Genomic DNA, 16162 nt, shown 5'->3' with positions numbered 1-16162 from the left:
CGGTTTTGCGGGGTTTCCGATGTCGTACGACGAGGCGGGCGCCGGACCACGGTAGGCCTGTGGGCACCGTCAGCCAATCTGGTTATCCACAGGCGGTGTGGATGACGGGCCCGATGCTGTGGAGAACCCGGCAAAACCTGTGCACGGGCCGGTGGACAGCCCTGTGAACAAGCCCTCAGGCATCTCGCAAAATAGGCCCTGACCTGCACCTTTCCCATCCACCGGCTGTGCAGAAGAAAAACTTCCCCAGTCGGACCAAGATCGTTGCAAACCGCGCGCCACGAAGCGTCCGACGAGAGATCAAGTAAGGGTCTAAAGAACATTGCATCTCTTACCTGTGGAAGATTAGATTGGTGCCCATGACACAGGCTCCCGCGACGCCCAAGGCCGCCCGGCGAAGACACGACCGAGAGATCATCGCGCTCGCCGTCCCGGCCTTCGGCGCACTGGTCGCCGAGCCCCTCTTCGTGATGGCCGACAGCGCCATCGTCGGCCACCTCGGCACCGCGCAACTGGCCGGTCTCGGCGTCGCCTCGGCTCTCCTCACCACCGCGGTGAGCGTCTTCGTCTTCCTCGCCTACGCCACCACAGCGGCCGTCGCCCGCCGGGTGGGAGCCGGAGACCTCCAGGCCGCCATCCGCCAGGGCATGGACGGCATCTGGCTCGCACTGCTCCTCGGTGCCGCCGTCATCGCCGTCGTCCTGCCCACCGCACCAGCGCTCGTGGAACTCTTCGGCGCCTCGGACACCGCTGCCCCGTACGCCATCACGTATCTGCGGATCTCCTCGCTCGGCATCCCCGCCATGCTCGTCGTGCTCGCCGCCACCGGTGTACTGCGCGGCCTGCAGGACACCAGAACCCCGCTGTACGTCGCGATCGGCGGCTTCGTCGCCAACGGCGTCCTCAACGTCGGCCTGGTCTACGGCGCGGACCTCGGCATCGCCGGCTCCGCCTGGGGCACCGTCATCGCCCAGTGCGGCATGGCCGCCGTGTATCTCTTCGTCGTCGTACGCGGTGCCAGACGGCACGGAGCCTCGCTGCGCCCCGACGCCGCCGGGATCCGGGCCTGTGCCCAGGCCGGGGCACCTCTCCTGGTCCGCACGCTCTCGCTGCGGGCCATCCTGATGATCGCCACCGCCGTGGCCGCCCGGCTCGGTGACGCCGACGTGGCCGCCCACCAGATCGTTCTCTCCCTGTGGAGCCTGCTGGCCTTCGCGCTGGACGCCATCGCCATCGCCGGGCAGGCGATCATCGGACGCTATCTGGGCGCCGACGATCCGAATGGCGCTCGCGACGTCTGCCGCCGGATGGTGCAGTGGGGCATCGCCTCGGGCGTCGTCCTCGGTCTGCTGGTCGTCCTCGCACGGCCGTTGTTCATCCCGCTCTTCACCGGCGACGCCGCCGTCCAGGACGCGGCACTGCCCGCCCTCGTGGTGGTGGCGCTCGCCCAGCCGATCTGCGGCATCGTCTTCGTGCTCGACGGTGTCCTGATGGGCGCGGGCGACGGGCCGTATCTCGCCTGGGCGATGCTCATCACGCTGGCCGTCTTCACCCCCGTCGCCCTGGTCGTACCGACCCTCGGCGGAGGCCTGACAGCGCTGTGGGGAGCGATGACGCTGATGATGGCCGTGCGCATGGTGACCCTGTGGCTGCGCTCCCGCTCCGGCCGCTGGATCGTCACGGGCGCCACGCGCTGACCGTTTCACGCTGTCCCGGTTTCACGCTGTTTCACGTGAAACCACGCCAGATCGCACGAGGAAGGGGCCGCACCCAGTGGGTGCGGCCCCTTCACTCAGTCCTACCGAGCGCAATGCCCTAGAGCGCAGTGCTTAGGCGGAGACGACCTCGACGTTGACCTTGGCGGCAACCTCGGGGTGCAGACGCACGGACGTCGCGTGGGCGCCCAGGGTCTTGATCGGCGCACCCAGCTCGACGCGGCGCTTGTCGATCTTCGGGCCACCGGCAGCCTCGATCGCCGAAGCGACGTCGGCCGGGGTGACGGAACCGAAGAGACGACCGGCGTCGCCGGAGCGGACGGCCAGGCGGACCTTGACGGCCTCGAGCTGGGCCTTGACCTCGTTGGCCTGCTCGATCGTCGCGATCTCGTGGATCTTGCGAGCACGACGGATCTGCTCGACGTCCTTCTCGCCACCCTTGGTCCAGCGGATCGCGAAGTTCCGCGGGATCAGGTAGTTGCGGGCGTAGCCGTCCTTGACGTCTACGACCTCGCCGGCGGCGCCGAGGCCGGAGACCTCGTGGGTGAGGATGATCTTCATTAGTCGGTCACCCTTCCCTTATCGCGCGGTGGACGTGTAGGGCAGCAGCGCCATCTCACGGCTGTTCTTCACGGCCGTGGCGACGTCACGCTGGTGCTGCGTGCAGTTGCCGGTCACGCGGCGGGCACGGATCTTGCCGCGGTCGGAAATGAACTTCCGCAGCATGTTCGTGTCCTTGTAGTCCACGTACGTGACCTTGTCCTTGCAGAACGCGCAGACCTTCTTCTTAGGCTTGCGCACAGGCGGCTTCGCCATGGTGTTTCTCCTGTGTGATCAAGAAGTGTGGGTACGGCCCCACCCCTGGCCCGAGGGCCATCAAGCCCTGAGGCTTAGAAGGGGGGCTCGTCCGAGTAGCCGCCACCGGAGCCGCCGGAGCTTCCGCCCCAGCCGCCACCGCCGCCGCCCTGCTGGCCGCCGCCGGCAGGCGCACCGGTCGCCCAGGGGTCGTCGGCGGGAGCACCGCCGCCACCCTGCTGCTGACCGCCGCCGGAGCCACCGCCCCAGCCGCCGCCCTGCTGGCCGCCGCCACCGCCGCCGTAACCACCCTGGCCACCGCGACCGGTGGTCTTGGTGACCTTGGCCGTGGCGTTCTTCAGGCTGGCGCCGACTTCCTCGACGTCCAGCTCGTAGACCGTGCGCTTGATGCCCTCACGGTCCTCGTAGGACCGCTGCTTCAGTCGGCCCTGCACGATGACGCGCATGCCTCGCTGGAGCGACTCCGCGACGTTCTCCGCCGCCTGACGCCAGACCGAGCAGGTCAGGAACAGGCTCTCGCCGTCCTTCCACTCGTTCGTCTGACGGTCGAAGGTGCGGGGGGTGGACGCGACACGGAACTTCGCGACCGCCGCACCGGAGGGGGTGAAGCGCAGCTCGGGGTCGTCGACAAGATTGCCGACGACCGTGATGACGGTCTCGCCTGCCATGGGGGAACCTCTCGGCGGGTTTGCTGCTGGCTGCTTGCTGCTACTCGAATCCCGAGTGCCGCTGAGCTAAGGAGCTCAGTGGGTCTCGGGACGGAGGACCTTGGTCCGGAGGACCGACTCGTTCAGGTTCATCTGTCGGTCGAGCTCCTTGACGACCGCAGGCTCGGCCTGCAGGTCGATGACCGAGTAGATGCCCTCGGGCTTCTTCTTGATCTCGTAGGACAGACGACGACGGCCCCAGGTGTCGACCTTCTCGACCTTTCCGTTGCCCTCACGGACGACGGAGAGGAAGTTCTCGATCAGCGGGGAGACAGCGCGCTCCTCGAGATCGGGGTCGAGGATGACCATCACTTCGTAGTGACGCATGTGGAACCCACCTCCTTTGGACTCAGCGGCCACGGTCGTTCCGTGGCAGGAGGGTCGTGATGCGTACGCAACGGTATCGGCCGCCACTGACAATCGGCTCCCGAGAGCGGGGGCTCATGCCGTGGCCTGGGCAGACACCGGTGCAGACGGTACAGAGTACCCGCACCGAGGCTTCCGGTTGAAATCCGACGTCGGACGGGCAGAATCTGTACACATCGGGTGTGTATGGCGCTACGATGCGCCGCCTTCCGCAGGAGGTGCCTCACATGGCACAGACAATGCGTCCGAATACCGCCACCTCTCTCTTCGCCACGGACGGCAAGTCCCATCCGCTCCAGGACACGCTGGTCGGCGTGACGCTGGTGCTCGGTGCGATCGCCTTCGTGACGGCGATGTTCCACAACCTCCATCTGCTCAGCTCGTGGACCGGCCTGGTCGGGATCTTCACGGGTGCGTACGGCCAGTTCATCTCGGCCACGACGCGAGAGCGGTTCGGGCTGATCCTGGGGCTCGGCGCCTCGGCGGTCGGCTTCTTCCTGGGCATGGCACACGGCGGACTCTTCGGCGGAATCGTCGGCTGACGACCTCGCGGCACCCCGGTCACGTGGTCGGCCGGGGGCCCAGGTTCCGTACGCCCAGACGGGTCGCTCGCAGGGCGCAGTAGGCTTCGGCGCGAGAGCCGGAGCCCCTGTACCCATGGGGACACACCAGCCCGAGGAGCGCCCCGAATGAGTCTGACCCTGAGGACCATCAGCCGCGAGCAGCATCTGGCATATATCCAGAGCCTGCCGTCGGCGAGTCATTGCCAGGTCCCGGCATGGGCTGACGTGAAGAGCGAATGGCGCTCGGAGAACCTGGGCTGGTTCGACGACAGGACCGGTCAGTTGGTCGGTGTCGGCCTGGTGCTCTACCGCCAGCTGCCCAAGCTGAAGCGGTATCTCGCGTACCTCCCCGAGGGTCCGGTCATCAATTGGTACGCCCCGAACCTGGACGAGTGGCTGCAGCCGATGCTGGCGCACCTCAAGCAGCAGGGCGCCTTCTCGGTGAAGATGGGCCCGCCGGTCGTCATCCGGCGCTGGGACGCTCCGGCGATCAAGGCGGGCATCCAGAACCCCGATGTGAAGCGCCTGCGGGACACCGAGGCCACGCACATCGAGCCGCGGGCCTTCGAGGTCTCCGACCGGCTGCGCCGCATGGGCTGGCAGCAGGGCGAGGACGGCGGCGCCGGCTTCGGTGACGTCCAGCCCCGCTTCGTCTTCCAGGTGCCGCTGGCCAACCGCTCGCTGGACGAGGTCCAGAAGGGCTTCAACCAGCTGTGGCGCCGCAACATCAAGAAGGCCGAGAAGGCCGGCGTCGAGGTCGTCCAGGGCGGTTACCAGGACCTCGCCGAGTGGCAGCGCCTGTACGAGATCACGGCTGTGCGCGACAAGTTCCGCCCGCGCCCGCTGGGCTACTTCCAGCAGATGTGGCAGGCCCTCAACTCCGAGGACCCCAACCGCATGCGGCTGTACTTCGCGCGGCACAACGGCGTGAACCTGTCGGCCGCGACCATGCTGGTCGTCGGCGGACACGTCTGGTACTCCTACGGCGCGTCGGACAACATCGGGCGCGAGGTCAGGCCCTCGAACGCGATGCAGTGGCGGATGCTGCGCGATGCGTACGCCATGGGGGCCACCGTCTATGACCTGCGCGGCATCTCCGACTCCCTGGACGAGACCGACCACCTCTTCGGCCTGATCCAGTTCAAGGTCGGCACCGGTGGCGAGGCCGCCGAGTACATCGGCGAGTGGGACTTCCCGCTCAACAAGCTGCTGCACAAGGCGCTCGACATCTACATGTCGCGCCGCTGATCCCGCACAATTTCCTTCCATAACTCTGATACACCGCAGACACGAGAAAGGTTCCGGGATCCAGCCATGGCGCTCACGCTCTATGTCGACACCGCGCGCTGGCGGGCACACCAGAAGCACATGCTGGAGCAGTTCCCGGGCATCGTCCCGGTCTGCAAGGGCAACGGCTACGGCTTCGGTCATGAGCGCCTGGCCGAGGAAGCCACGCGCTTCGGCTCCGACGTGCTCGCCGTGGGCACCACCTATGAAGCCGCCCGGATCAAGGACTGGTTCGGCGGCGACCTGCTGGTCCTGACCCCGTTCCGGCGGGGCGAGGAGCCGGTGCCGCTGCCCGACCGCGTCATCCGCTCCGTGTCGTCGCTCGACGGCGTGCACGGCCTCGTGGGTGCCCGCGTCGTCATCGAGGTCATGTCCTCGATGAAGCGCCACGGCATCAGCGAGCAGGAGCTCCCGCAGTTGCACGCCGCCATCGAGGACGTACGCCTCGAAGGCTTCGCGATCCACCTGCCGCTGGACCGTACCGACGGCTCGGACGCCGTCGAGGAGGTCATCGGCTGGATGGACCGCCTGCGCGCGGCCCGCCTCCCGCTGCACACGATGTTCGTCAGCCACCTCAAGGCCGGCGAACTCGCCCGTCTGCAGCAGCAGTTCCCGCAGACCCGCTTCCGCGCCCGTATCGGCACGAACCTCTGGCTGGGCGACCACGAGGCCACGGAGTACCGCGGCGCCGTCCTCGACGTCACCGCCGTCGCGAAGGGCGACCGCTTCGGCTACCGCCAGCAGAAGGCCGCCTCCGACGGCTGGCTGGTCGTGGTCGCGGGCGGCACCTCGCACGGCGTCGGCCTGGAGGCCCCGAAGGCGCTGCACGGCATGATGCCGCGGGCCAAGGGCGTGGCCCGCGCCGGTCTCGCGACCGTCAACCGCAACCTCTCGCCGTTCGTCTGGGCGGGCAAGCAGCGCTGGTTCGCGGAGCCGCCGCACATGCAGGTCTCCATCCTCTTCGTGCCCTCCGACGCACCGGAGCCGAAGGTCGGCGAGGAACTGGTGGCCCACCTGAGGCACACCACCACGCAGTTCGACCGAATCATCGACCGCTGAGCAGTCGGTCGAGCATGTAGGAAGGGCCCGGTACGACGTGTGTCGTACCGGGCCCTTCCTCATGTGCTGTTCGCCCAGAGTGAACGTCACGCGCCTCAGCGCGGCAGGTCGGTCACCGACCCCCACTTCACGCAGGGCCCCTCGCTGGAGTGCGCGGTGGTCCGCGCCGGCAGCCCTCCGGACCCCAGGACGAAGACGTCCTCCGCACCATCCAGGACACCCCCCGAAGGGTCGTCGTCCCCGGCTCTGCGCACCACGTCCCGCTCCGGCATCAGGATGTCGCGTACGACCACGGCGCACAGGTACAGCGTCCCCAACAGGTGGACGGCGATGGCCAGTTGGTAGCCCTCGGTCGGCAACCCCTTGTGGGCGTCTCCACTCGTCGTGTACGCCAGGTACATCCAGATCCCCAGGAAGTACGCGACCTCGCACGCCTGCCAGATCAGGAAGTCGCGCCAGCGCGGCCTCGCGAGCGCGGCGAGGGGGACCAGCCACAGCACGTACTGCGGCGAGTAGACCTTGTTGGTGAGGATGAAGGCGGCGACCACCAGGAAGGCGAGCTGCGCGAAGCGCGGGCGCCGCGGCGCGGTGAGCCCGAGCGCTCCTATGCCCAGGCAGGCGAGCAGCATCAGTGCCATCGCCAGGGTGTTGACCGTGTCGGTGGTCAGCGGGGAGTCCATGCGCTGGGAGAGGATCAGCCAGAAGGACCCGAAGTCGACGCCGCGCTCCTGGCTGAAGGTGTAGAACTTCGACCAGCCGTCGCTCGCGAGCAGCATCACCGGAAGGTTGACGCCCAGCCAGGCACCCGCCGTACCGAGCAGGGCGGTGCCGAACTCCCGCCATCGGCCCGCGCGCCAGCACAGGATCAGCAGCGGCCCGAGCAGCAGCACCGGATAGAGCTTGGCTGCCGTCGCGAGCCCGAGGAGCACACCGAAGGCAAGTACGCGCGCGCGTGCCCACATCATCATCGCGGCGGCCGTGAGAGCGACGGCGAACAGGTCCCAGTTGATGGTGGCCGTCAGCGCGAACGCCGGCGCCAGGGCGACCAGCAGCGCGTCCCAGGGGCGGCGCCGATGGGTGCGGGCGACGCAGACGGCGATGACCGCCGCGCAGACCATCAGCATCCCGGCGTTGACCATCCAGTAGATCTTCTCCTGGTGCTGGATGGATCCGCTGCCAGGAGTCACCCAGGAGGCCACCTCCATGAACACTCCGGTGAGGACCGGATACTCGAGGTACTCCATGTCGCCGGGCAACTTGTCGAAGTACGGCACGAGACCGTCGGCGAAGCCACGCCCCTGGTAGAGATGCGGGATGTCGGAGTAGCACGCGTGCGTGTACTGCGAGCTCGCCCCGAAGAACCACGCGCCGTTGTAGCAGGGCATCTTCTGGATCATTCCGAGCGCGAACATCCCGATTGCGACGAGCGCGATGATGCGTACGGGGGTCCACCAGGTCGCCGCGAACAGCACTCTTCGGCCGATGGGACCGCCGATCAGCTCACTGCCGGCCCTGGCGACCTCGTCCTCCTTCGTGGGCCGTACCGGATCCGGCTCCGGCTCCTGCGGGCTCACAGGCTCGTACACGCTCGTGCGCGGGGTCTCTGCGCTCGGATCTGCGCTGGGGTCTGCACTGGGCATGCCCGCCATCCTGCCGTACGCGACTGAAAACACGGAGAGGGCCGCCGCACCCATCGGTGCGACGGCCCTCGTTTCACGTGAAACATGAGCGGGGGAGTCCCCGGCGTCCTGCCGGATCAGCCGGAAGGCGTCGGCTCAGCCTTCCGAACCGGAGATGAACCCGCCTCCGCCGCCATGGCCGTTCCCGTTGCTCGCTCCGCCATCGGTCGGATCCTCGGTGGCCGGTGGCGACTCGCCACCGGGACCGCCGTCAGCCCCTCCGTCGGCACCGCCGTTCTCCTGACCACCGTTGTGGTTGCAGTCCCAGTCGAACGGATCGCAGGACTCACCGGGGTCGGGCGACTCCGACGGAGGCTTCGAGGACTCGGACTCCGTGGGCGTGGGCGACGTGGTCTCCTCCGGTTCCTCCGTCTCCGTCGGGGACGGCGGCGGAGGCGGAGTCTCCCCGACGACCTTGCCGATCGGCTCCGGCACGGGGAACGTCTTCACCGGCGCGTTCTTGAGCGCCTGCGTCATGTAGTCCCGCCAGATCTGCGCGGGGAACGAGGCGCCGTGGATCTTCTCCTCGCCACCCGTGCCGAACATCTCCAGGAACTCGCGCTTCTTGTTGTTCTCGTCGTCGTCGAGCCGGTACATGCTGATCGCCGTCGACAGCTGCGGGGTGTAGCCGACGAACCAGGCGGACTTGTTGCCGTCGGTCGTACCGGTCTTGCCGGCGACCTGGCGGCCCTGCAGCCGAGCCGAGGTACCGGTGCCCTTGTCCACGACGGTCCTCAGTACATCGGTGACGTTGTCGGCGACCTCAGCGGTGAAGACCTGCTTGGTCTCCTTCTCGTGCTGGTAGACCGTGTCGCCCTCGTGCTTGACCTCGGTGACCGAGTACGGCTCGTTCTGCTTGCCGCTGGCCGCGAAAGTGGAGTACGCCCCGGCCATCCGGATCGCGCTCGGTGAGGAGGTGCCGAGCGAGAAGGACGGGTAATTGGCGCTGGCCATGGAGGTGTCGTCCTTGAGACCGGCCTCCATGGCCGTCTCCTTCACCTTGTCCAGGCCGACGTCCATGCCGAGCTGCACATAGGCCGAGTTCACCGACTCCCGCATCGCCTCACGCAGGTCGATCTGGTAGGTCGGGGCGTTGTAGGACTGGTCTCCGTCGTTCGTCTGGAGCCACTCCTTGCCTTCTCTGTCGGTCCAGACGTCGCCGTTGTACTTCTGGATCTTGAGCTTGTTCTTGCCGCTGTACAGGCTCTTCGGATTGACGACGGTGCGCTCGGCGTCGGACTGGATCTCGGGGCCCTCCCGGTCCCGCACACCGTGCTTGAAAGCGGCGGCCAGCACGAACGGCTTGTACGTCGAACCGACCTGGGCACCGGTCTGGTCGGCGTTGTTGGTGAAGTGCTTCGTCGCGTCCTCACCGCCGTAGATGGCCTTGATCGCGCCGTCCTTCGGATCCACGGAGGCACCGCCGAACTGGACGTGCGTGTCCTTGTCCGGACGCAGCTTCGGCTTGATCTTGTCCTTCTGGACCTTCCTCACCGCTTTCTCGAGTTCCTTGACCTTCTTCCTCTCGAAGGTCGTGTGGATCTCGTAGCCGCCCTGCTGAAGCTCCTCGGCGGTGATGTTCGTGTTCCTGATGACGTAGGCCTTGGCCAGGTCCACGAGGTAACCGGTCTGGCCGGCGAGCTGGGTGTTCGACCGCGGGTTCTGCAGCTTGGGGAACTTCGTGTACTTGCCCCGCTGCGCGGCGGTCAGACGACCGTCCTTGACCTCTTCGTCCAGGATCCACGCCCAGCGCTTCTTGGCGCGCGCGGTGTTGTCCTTGCTGTTGGCCGCGGGGTCGATCTCGGGGTAGCCGGCAGGGTCGTAGTACGTGGCGCCCTTGAGCACCGTGGCGAGCAGAGCGCACTCGCTCGGATCCAGCTCGCTGGCTTCCTTGTCGAAGTAGGCCCGAGCCGCCGCCTGGATGCCGTACGCCCCACGACCGTAATAAGCGGTGTTGAGGTAGCCGGCCATGATGTCCTCCTTGGGGACCGTCCGGCCGACCTTTATCGAGATGAAGAGCTCTTTGAACTTACGGCTGAACGTCTGCGACTGGTCACCGAGGCGCGCGTTCTTCACGTACTGCTGGGTGATGGTCGAGCCACCCTGGGTCTGCCCGCCCTTGGCCATGTTGACCAGGGCACGGGTGATGCCCATCGGGTCGATGCCCTTGTCCTTCTCGAAGGACTTGTTCTCCGCCGACATGACGGCGAAGCGCATCTCCTTGGGGATGTCGTCGTAGTCGATGATCTGGCGGTTGCGCTCACCACCCGTCGCGACCATCTGCTTGCCGTCGGCCCAGTAGTAGACGTTGTTCTGGGCCTTGGCCGCCTTGTCGACCTCGGGCACCTCCACCAGGGCGTACGAGATGCCGGCGACCGCCATCAGGCTGCCGAGGAAACCGATGAACACGCCGCTGACCAGGCGCCATGACGGGATCCAGCGCCGCGCACCGTGCCTGCCCGCGCGCGGGTAGTCGATGAACCGCTTCTTGCGAGGCGGCTCGGCGCCACGGCCCCTGCCGCGCCCGGGGCCGCTCGGACCACCGGGACCGCCACCGCCACGGCGTCCGCCGCCACCGGCGCCCGACCGCCCGCCGCCGGACCCGTCGGGCGCTCTGCGACGACCGCCGCCCGCGCCCACCGAACCACTGCGCTGAGCGGCGCGACGGGCCTCGGCCCGCCCGCCGTAAGGGCGGTCCCCGTCGTCGGGGGCCCCTGATCCATGCGACCCATAGGAGGAAGAGGGCGATCCAGTGGCGCCCCGCGGTGCCGCGCGGCGGCCCGACGACGCTCCTGGGGCGCCGCGCCTGGCCGCGGCGCGTCCGCCACCCTGCGGCTGCGGCGGTTTGCGACGGTGCTCGCTCATCGAACGATTACTCCTCGGGCAGGCGCAGCTGTCCACGCCTGGAAACGGCGGCTGGTTTCCGGTCCCCCCGAAGTACGGATGCGCCCGTTCCGGCACTCACCCGCACTGCACCGGGGACGACGACGCTCCCTGGCGTCACTTGGTTCCCGGTGGCATGCATGGCGCACAGACTACGCACCGTCAAAACCCTCGTAGAGCTGAAGTTCACCCCAAATCAGGCAAGTTACTTCCTACGAATCGGTGATGTGACGCCGTTCACCGTGCCCCCTCTTGTCTCAACCGGATCGCCGTTCTATCGTCTCGATGTATCGAGTCGATACATCAGCTCGGCATAAAGGCCGTACTGAGAGACCGCGGCAGACGGGAGGCGACGATGAGCAGGCGCTCCGGCATCCTGGAATTCGCCGTGCTCGGTCTGCTCCGCGAGTCTCCGATGCACGGCTATGAGCTGCGGAAACGACTCAATACGTCGCTGGGAGTGTTCCGCGCCTTCAGCTACGGGACCCTCTATCCGTGCCTCAAGACGCTGGTCGCCAACGGCTGGTTGATCGAGGAGCCGGGCAGCAGCCCCGAGGACGCCCTCGCAGCTCCACTCGCAGGGCGTCGCGCCAAGATCGTCTATCGGTTGACGGCGGAAGGTAAGGAGCACTTCGAGGATCTGCTCTCGCAGACCGGCCCCGACGCGTACGAGGACGAGCACTTCGCCGCCCGCTTCGCCTTCTTCGGGCAGACCTCGCGGGACGTACGCATGCGGGTGCTCGAGGGCCGCCGCAGCCGCCTCGAAGAGCGCCTGGAGAAGATGCGCGCCTCCCTGGCCCGTACCCGGGAGCGCCTGGACGACTACACGCTTGAGCTCCAGCGGCACGGCATGGAGTCCGTGGAGCGCGAAGTGCGCTGGCTGAACGAGCTCATCGAGAGCGAGCGAGCGGGACGGGACCAGCAACGGTCCGCTCCCGACAGCTCCGCTCAGCAGAACAGCACATCAGGGGAGTCGGCGGTCCTGCCCCGGCGGCGGGAGAACAACCCGCCGCCGGATCCGTCCGATGACCCCGCCAAGTGAGACCCGGCGTTTTGCAGGGTTTCATCCGGAATACCGAGATCACACAGGGAGCAACCGGAATGGGTTCGGTTCGCGTAGCCATCGTCGGCGTGGGCAACTGCGCCGCCTCGCTGGTCCAGGGCGTCGAGTTCTACAAGGACGCCGACCCGGACACCAAGGTCCCGGGCCTGATGCACGTCCAGTTCGGCGACTACCACGTCGGTGACGTCGAGTTCGTCGCCGCCTTCGACGTCGATGCGAAGAAGGTCGGGCTCGACCTCGCGGACGCCATCGGCGCCAGCGAGAACAACACCATCAAGATCTGCGACGTGCCGAACACCGGCGTCCAGGTCCAGCGCGGCCACACCCTCGACGGCCTGGGCAAGTACTACCGCCAGACCATCGAGGAGTCCGCCGAGGCCCCGGTCGACGTGGTCCAGATCCTCAAGGACCGCCAGGTCGACGTTCTCGTCTGCTACCTGCCCGTGGGCTCCGAGGACGCCGCGAAGTACTACGCGCAGTGCGCCATCGACGCCAAGGTCGCGTTCGTCAACGCCCTGCCGGTCTTCATCGCCGGCACCAAGGAGTGGGCGGACAAGTTCACCGAGGCCGGTGTCCCGATCGTCGGCGACGACATCAAGTCGCAGGTCGGCGCCACCATCACGCACCGCGTGATGGCGAAGCTGTTCGAGGACCGCGGTGTCCGTCTCGAGCGCACCATGCAGCTCAACGTCGGCGGCAACATGGACTTCAAGAACATGCTCGAGCGTGACCGCCTCGAGTCCAAGAAGATCTCGAAGACGCAGGCCGTCACCTCGCAGATCCCGGACCGCGAGCTGGGCGAGAAGAACGTCCACATCGGCCCGTCGGACTACGTGGCGTGGCTCGACGACCGCAAGTGGGCGTACGTCCGCCTCGAGGGCCGCGCCTTCGGTGAGGTCCCGCTGAACCTGGAGTACAAGCTCGAGGTCTGGGACTCCCCGAACTCGGCCGGTGTCATCATCGACGCCCTGCGCGCCGCGAAGATCGCCAAGGACCGCGGCATCGGCGGCCCGATCCTCTCCGCGTCGAGCTACTTCATGAAGTCCCCGCCGGTCCAGTACTTCGACGACGAGGCCTACGCGAACGTCGAGAAGTTCATCAAGGGCGAGGTCGAGCGCTAGCGAGACCCGGAGGGCGCGCCAATCGCCTTCTCCTTGTGACGTGTTGAGGGTCCTCGGGCATTCCGCCCGGGGACCCTCTTCGTATGTGAGGCTTGGCCCATGGCTGTCGTCGGTGACCTGCGGATACTGCTGCGGCTGCGGGACTTCCGGCGGCTGCTCGCCGTACGGCTGATCTCGCAGGGCGCGGACGGCGTCTATCAGGTCGCCCTCGCGACGTACGTCGTCTTCTCTCCGGAGAAGCAGGCCTCGCCCGGAGCGATCGCCTCCGCCATGGCCGTGCTGCTCCTCCCGTACTCCTTGATCGGGCCCTTCGCCGGCGTCCTGCTCGACCGCTGGCAGCGCCGCCAGGTGTTCCTGTACGGCAATGTCCTGCGGGCCGGCCTTGCGTCGCTGACCGCGCTGCTGATGCTCAGTGACGTCCCCGACTGGCTCTTCTACGCCTCCGCGCTGTGCGTCACGGCCGTCAACCGCTTCGTCCTGGCCGGGCTCTCGGCAGCCCTGCCCCGCGTCGTCGACGCCGACCGCCTGGTCATCGCCAACTCCCTCTCGCCGACCGCGGGAACGCTCGCCGCGACCGTGGGAGGCGGCCTCGCCTTCATCGTCCGTCTGGCGGCATCGGACTCGGACGCGGCGGTGGTCCTCCTCGGCGCCGCCCTGTACCTCTGCGCGGCGTTCGCGTCCCTCCGCATGGCCCGTGAACTGCTCGGACCGGATCCGGAGTTGGTGCAGCCACGCCTGGCGGCCGCGCTGGCCGGGACGGCACGAGGCCTGCGGGCGGGGGTGCGCCATCTGGCCCAGCGCCCCGCGGCCGCCCGCGCGCTGGCCGCGATGACGGTGATGCGGTTCTGCTACGGCGCGCTCACGGTGATGGTCCTGATGCTGTGCCGGTACGCCTGGACATCGACGGAGTCCGACGGGCTCGCGCTGCTCGGACTCGCCGTGGGGATCTCCGGCGCGGGGTTCTTCGTGGCCGCCGTGGTGACGCCTTCCGCGGTGGCGCGACTGGGGGCGAGCGGCTGGATCGTGGCCTGCGCGGCGACGGCGGCGGTCCTGGAACCGGCCCTCGGTCTCCCCTTCGAACCCGTCCCCCTCCTCATCGCCGCCTTCGTCCTCGGCCTCACGACTCAGGGCGCGAAGATCGCCACGGACACGGTGGTGCAGTCCTCGGTGGACGACGGCTTCCGCGGCCGAATCTTCTCCGTCTACGACGTCCTCTTCAACGTCGCTTTCGTCGGCGCGGCAGCGGTGGCCGCGCTGATGCTGCCGCCTGACGGCAGGTCGGTTCCGCTTGTTGTGGGCGTGGCACTGCTCTACGCAACAATTGCATTCAGCGGTTCGCGTCTCCCCCTTTAGCTGACTTACTCATTGATGGCCATATTTATTTGAGTCAAGTTTAAGCTCCCGAGCTTGCATCGAAATCTAGCGTGAGGTCGGTCACACCAACCGATTCCTGCCTCATACGCGCGAAGAACTCGATAGCGTTCCAGCCATCCCATAAAGGAGCAGATTATGAAGAAGTCGCTGGGCATCGCGGCCACAACCCTCGCCATAGTGGTAACCGGCGTCGTCAGCGCCGCACCAGCAAGCGCTGGAACGGCAGACCGGAAGAGTTGCATTAATTCAAAGTACATGTGCATATGGAAGAACAAGAACTTCTCGGGTTCCCGCTGGTCAGCACTGCCAGACTGGGGTAACCAATGCACTAATCCGTTGCAGTCAGGCCACTCCGTAGCAAATGGAAGGGCAGGGAAAGTCCGCTACTACTCAAAGAAGGATTGCAAGGGATCCTACTTCGACATCAAGCCCGGTGACTACTCCTCAAGCACCCCGTTTGTCCCTGCCAGCTACAAAGGCATAGCGGCCTGATCCGCCTTCGCGATTAAGAGAAAAGACACCAGCACGGAAGTGCTACACAGGGTGGCTGGCCTGTACAGATCAGCCACCCTGCATGCATTTAGCGTGAGGAAAACCGGATACCAACTCCTACTCTTACGAGAACTGCGGCGGTACGCCCGAATCCCGCAACACACCCTCGCGCCTAAGCAGTCCACTGCTCCCTGGACACCGCTTCAGCAGCACATGCCCCACCGCCCATAGCGGCGCACCACTTCAGCGAGCTGACGCAGCGCCGGGCGGCAGTAGCAGCGACCAGACGCCATTAGTTCCGCTATTGACCGGTTTGTCGCTCAGTAAGTGTCACATCAGTGCCACAGAGTCCCTGTGAGTTTCAGGGACGCCGCTTCTCCCCGATAACTTACGGGCGTCTTATTCGCGCCATCGCGCTCTCGTTCGAGGGGGACCCCCAAAGTGACCACTCCGCCGCCCCAGGGCCAGACTCCGTACCCGCCCCAGGGCCAGAACCCCTATGGCCAGCCCCAGGGCGGCGCTCCGTACGGCCAGCAGGCACCAGCGGCCCCGTACCCGCCCCAGCAGGGCCAGCCGGGCATGCCGCAGCAGCCGTATCCGGCCTTCAACCAGGGCGCGCCGGTTCCGCCGCCCCAGCCGCAGCGTCGTCCCATAAAGGCGTACCTGCGAGGTGCGGCCGTGGTGCTCGGCCTCATAGTGATCGCAGGTAGCTGGTGGGCGAGCCGGGACGACGCAGAGACCGCGGCGGTCGGCGACTGCCTGAAGCCCGCCTCGTCGTCCTCGGACCGCATGGAGGTCGTGGACTGCTCCTCCTCCGAGGCGGAATCCAAGGGCATCAAGAAGATCGACGGCAAGTTCACCTCGTTCACGGCGGAGGCCGAGTGCCGCAAGGTCGAGGGCGCCACCGGGTTCTACGCCGAGACCGGGGAGGGCAACAACTTCCTGTTCTGCACAAAGGAAGCCTGACCTGACACAGCTGATGTGCCGAGGGGCGCTGGTTCACGGTTTCACGTGAAACAGCGCCCCTCGGCACATAA

At 67.1% G+C, this 16162-nt stretch carries 15 protein-coding genes; 9 read left to right on the top strand and 6 right to left on the bottom strand.

Annotated elements, in window-relative coordinates:
• Positions 1–359 precede the first annotated feature (359 nt).
• Positions 360–1697, top strand: a complete 1338-nt coding sequence (locus ACZ4D5_RS11355; protein WP_467772095.1) for an MATE family efflux transporter — start codon at positions 360–362, stop codon at positions 1695–1697.
• 132 nt (positions 1698–1829) lie between these two features.
• On the opposite strand, the gene rplI is transcribed toward ACZ4D5_RS11355, so the two are convergent.
• From rplI to rpsF, 4 genes are all read right to left on the bottom strand, one after another.
• A complete protein-coding gene (rplI, locus tag ACZ4D5_RS11350; protein WP_362338645.1) occupies positions 1830–2276 on the bottom strand; it encodes a 50S ribosomal protein L9 in 447 nt (148 codons plus the stop codon).
• 18 nt (positions 2277–2294) lie between these two features.
• Positions 2295–2531 (bottom strand): 30S ribosomal protein S18, encoded by a 237-nt coding sequence (rpsR, locus tag ACZ4D5_RS11345; RefSeq protein WP_003949403.1) that lies wholly within the window; start codon positions 2529–2531, stop codon positions 2295–2297.
• A 74-nt stretch (positions 2532–2605) separates the two neighbouring features.
• Positions 2606–3199, bottom strand: coding sequence for a single-stranded DNA-binding protein (locus tag ACZ4D5_RS11340; RefSeq protein WP_467772094.1), 594 nt, complete (start codon positions 3197–3199; stop codon positions 2606–2608).
• A 75-nt stretch (positions 3200–3274) separates the two neighbouring features.
• Complete coding sequence (gene rpsF, locus ACZ4D5_RS11335) at positions 3275–3565, bottom strand: 30S ribosomal protein S6 (protein ID WP_006604399.1); 291 nt, start codon at positions 3563–3565, stop codon at positions 3275–3277.
• A gap of 266 nt (positions 3566–3831) precedes the next feature.
• Here rpsF and ACZ4D5_RS11330 point away from each other — a divergent pair, with 266 nt between their 5' ends.
• From ACZ4D5_RS11330 to ACZ4D5_RS11320, 3 genes are all read left to right on the top strand, one after another.
• On the top strand, positions 3832–4146 hold the full coding sequence (locus ACZ4D5_RS11330; RefSeq protein WP_467772093.1) for a hypothetical protein: 315 nt from the start codon (positions 3832–3834) through the stop codon (positions 4144–4146).
• 147 nt (positions 4147–4293) lie between these two features.
• Positions 4294–5415, top strand: coding sequence for a lipid II:glycine glycyltransferase FemX (locus ACZ4D5_RS11325; RefSeq protein ID WP_362338639.1), 1122 nt, complete (start codon positions 4294–4296; stop codon positions 5413–5415).
• Positions 5416–5481: 66 nt separating this feature from the next.
• Complete coding sequence (locus tag ACZ4D5_RS11320; protein WP_362338636.1) at positions 5482–6513, top strand: alanine racemase; 1032 nt, start codon at positions 5482–5484, stop codon at positions 6511–6513.
• Between the two features lie 95 nt (positions 6514–6608).
• Here the strand turns inward: ACZ4D5_RS11320 and ACZ4D5_RS11315 are convergent, their stop codons facing one another.
• Both ACZ4D5_RS11315 and ACZ4D5_RS11310 read right to left on the bottom strand, forming a co-directional pair.
• Positions 6609–8153 carry a glycosyltransferase family 87 protein gene (locus ACZ4D5_RS11315; protein WP_467772092.1) on the bottom strand — a complete coding sequence of 515 codons (1545 nt, stop codon included), beginning with the start codon at positions 8151–8153 and terminating at the stop codon, positions 6609–6611.
• A 135-nt stretch (positions 8154–8288) separates the two neighbouring features.
• On the bottom strand, positions 8289–11057 hold the full coding sequence (locus ACZ4D5_RS11310) for a transglycosylase domain-containing protein (RefSeq protein ID WP_467772091.1): 2769 nt from the start codon (positions 11055–11057) through the stop codon (positions 8289–8291).
• A 373-nt stretch (positions 11058–11430) separates the two neighbouring features.
• Between ACZ4D5_RS11310 and ACZ4D5_RS11305 the strand changes: the two genes are divergently transcribed.
• The 5 genes from ACZ4D5_RS11305 to ACZ4D5_RS11285 all read left to right on the top strand — a co-directional run bounded on the left by ACZ4D5_RS11305 (position 11431) and on the right by ACZ4D5_RS11285 (position 16091).
• Positions 11431–12117: a PadR family transcriptional regulator gene (locus tag ACZ4D5_RS11305; RefSeq protein WP_467772090.1), complete on the top strand. Its 687-nt coding sequence runs from the start codon at positions 11431–11433 to the stop codon at positions 12115–12117.
• Positions 12118–12176: 59 nt separating this feature from the next.
• Complete coding sequence (locus tag ACZ4D5_RS11300; protein ID WP_362338625.1) at positions 12177–13259, top strand: inositol-3-phosphate synthase; 1083 nt, start codon at positions 12177–12179, stop codon at positions 13257–13259.
• Positions 13260–13358: 99 nt separating this feature from the next.
• Complete coding sequence (locus ACZ4D5_RS11295) at positions 13359–14612, top strand: MFS transporter (RefSeq protein ID WP_467772089.1); 1254 nt, start codon at positions 13359–13361, stop codon at positions 14610–14612.
• 156 nt (positions 14613–14768) lie between these two features.
• A complete protein-coding gene (locus tag ACZ4D5_RS11290; protein ID WP_467772088.1) occupies positions 14769–15125 on the top strand; it encodes a peptidase inhibitor family I36 protein in 357 nt (118 codons plus the stop codon).
• Between the two features lie 441 nt (positions 15126–15566).
• Positions 15567–16091, top strand: coding sequence for an LppU/SCO3897 family protein (locus tag ACZ4D5_RS11285; RefSeq protein ID WP_467772087.1), 525 nt, complete (start codon positions 15567–15569; stop codon positions 16089–16091).
• Positions 16092–16162: the final 71 nt, after the last annotated feature.

It is taken from the genome of Streptomyces sp. NPDC025651 (genome assembly GCF_055558735.1).
Note: the sequence above shows the minus strand (reverse complement) of the source record. Positions and strands in the feature narration are given on the sequence as shown.